Below are 1,890 nucleotides of genomic sequence, written 5' to 3' on the forward strand. Positions count from 1 at the left end.
TACTACAAAATGACAATGCGTTTGATGGATTTGGAAACCGGCCTAATCGAATGGGCTGATGAAACAGAAATCCGCAAAGAGCAATCTAAGAGCCTATTTGGCCTTTAATTGACCATAATGGAGAAGTCATCAATGGCGTGGTTTTCTTGGCAACAAGCAAAACAGTTAGATCCGAGCTTAAATGCGTTAGATGGCTTCTTTTCAGAACCACCGGTGAAGGTGCAAACCGTCACCGGCGGGCTCACCAACCGCTGTTGGCGGTTGGAATCTTCTCAAGGCCTTGCTTATGTCTGGCGACCGACCAGCAACGTATGCAAGGCTTTTTCTATCTCTCGTCATAACGAGTATCAAGTTCTTCATGCGATCGAGCCGCTAAATCTCGGGCCAAAGCCGATCTTCGTTCATGAGCAAGGGTTATTAGTGGAGTGGATCGATGGGATCACGCTGACAAAAGATGGCATCGAGTTGGAAGAGCTCTTACCCATCGCGGCGACCATTCATCAATACCATTCGAGCTCCATACCTGTTGTGCCATTTTCTTACATCTCGCGAATTGATCATTATTGGTTGGAGTTAGAAGGAAAGTACGTCGGTTCGGAATTTGAAACCCTATACAAACAGTGGCGTTCTGAACCTAGTGTTGAGCAAATTCCGTTAGCGCTGTGTCACTTTGATTTGGGGTGTTACAACCTAGTTAGGGGAGATCAGGGCGTGAAAGTCATTGATTGGGAGTACGCAAGCCTTGCAGATCCAAGATTAGATTTAACGCTCATTTTGCAAATTACCGATTCGCCAATAGAAGAGTCGGTTGAACGCTATTGCCAGATTCGAAATATTGAAAATACCTCAGTTTGGCTTGAAGGAGTAAAAGCGTGGCAACCCCGCACTTTAGTGATGGCAATGCTTTGGTACTTGCTTGCTTATAAATTGTGGGGAGATGAACAATACTTAAACAGTGCGCAAGAGTTTAAAGACTTATTGTGTTTAGAAGATCACTGTTTTGAGAACTCGTGACGTTTTCCCCTTTATCAGTAAGGAAATAGTGGTAGTTTTAAAAAAAGTACCAGATTTTACAGGGAGAGGTACACATGATTATTTACTTGCACGGCTTTGATAGTACAAGCCCAGGTAACCACGAAAAAGTTCTTCAACTACAGTTCATCGATGACGATGTTCGTTTCATTAATTACAGCACGCTTCATCCTAAACATGACATGCAGCACCTGCTAAAAGAAGTGTCGAAGGTTATCGATCAATCTGATGATCCTAATCCACTTATCTGTGGGGTTGGCCTGGGTGGGTATTGGTCTGAGCGTATTGGCTTCTTGTGTGGGATTAAGCAAGTGATGTTCAATCCGAACTTACATCCAGAAAACACCATGGCTGGTCGCATCGATCGCCCAGAAGAATACGAAGATATTGCAACGAAGTGTGTAGATCAGTTCAGAGCTAAAAACCAAGGGCGCTGTTTAGTGATTTTGTCGAAAGAAGATGAAATTCATGACAATACAAAAACGGCTTCTGAGTTAGAAAAGCACTACGACATCATCTGGGATGAATCGCAGTCACATAAGTTCAAGAAAATCTCTCAGCATCTTCAAGCGATGAAAGAGTTCAAAAATACCTAGTACGCAAAACTCATTGTTTACGATTTAAACAGCACTGCTTGCAGTGCTGTTTTTCTATCTGTCCCATTTCGCTTTTTGCTGGATTACTCCAGCTCACATTTTCAGCCGTTTAAAGGCAAGAATATTGTGTTCTTTCTATGGTTTTCTTACTGATGAACTATGTGGCACGAATACCTTGTTGTAGAGTAGTCGAAAAGTAGTCAATCCGCATCCAGAGTAAGGATTTTGGTTGCCTTCAAAGGATGGCTCTATATAATGAACC

General features: G+C 42.8%; 2 protein-coding genes and 1 pseudogene. All 3 read left to right on the forward strand.

Annotation, left to right across the window (positions count from 1 at the left end):
• A pseudogene (locus tag R7Q47_RS23525) lies at positions 1–108 on the forward strand (penicillin-binding protein activator LpoB); the annotation flags it as partial.
• 24 nt (positions 109–132) lie between these two features.
• Complete coding sequence (thiK, locus tag R7Q47_RS23530; RefSeq protein WP_005481846.1) at positions 133–1,014, forward strand: thiamine kinase; 882 nt, start codon at positions 133–135, stop codon at positions 1,012–1,014.
• Between the two features lie 74 nt (positions 1,015–1,088).
• Positions 1,089–1,628 carry an alpha/beta hydrolase YcfP gene (ycfP, locus tag R7Q47_RS23535; RefSeq protein ID WP_005456278.1) on the forward strand — a complete coding sequence of 180 codons (540 nt, stop codon included), beginning with the start codon at positions 1,089–1,091 and terminating at the stop codon, positions 1,626–1,628.
• Positions 1,629–1,890 lie beyond the last annotated feature (262 nt).

It is taken from the genome of Vibrio sp. Vb0349, assembly GCF_033338975.1.

What these genes read in the sequence shown, in the direction of transcription:
- thiK (WP_005481846.1), top strand. Translation starts at nt 133, where the DNA reads ATGGCGTGGTTTTCTTGGCAACAAGCAAAACAGTTAGATCCGAGCTTA.
- ycfP (WP_005456278.1), top strand. Translation starts at nt 1,089, where the DNA reads ATGATTATTTACTTGCACGGCTTTGATAGTACAAGCCCAGGTAACCAC.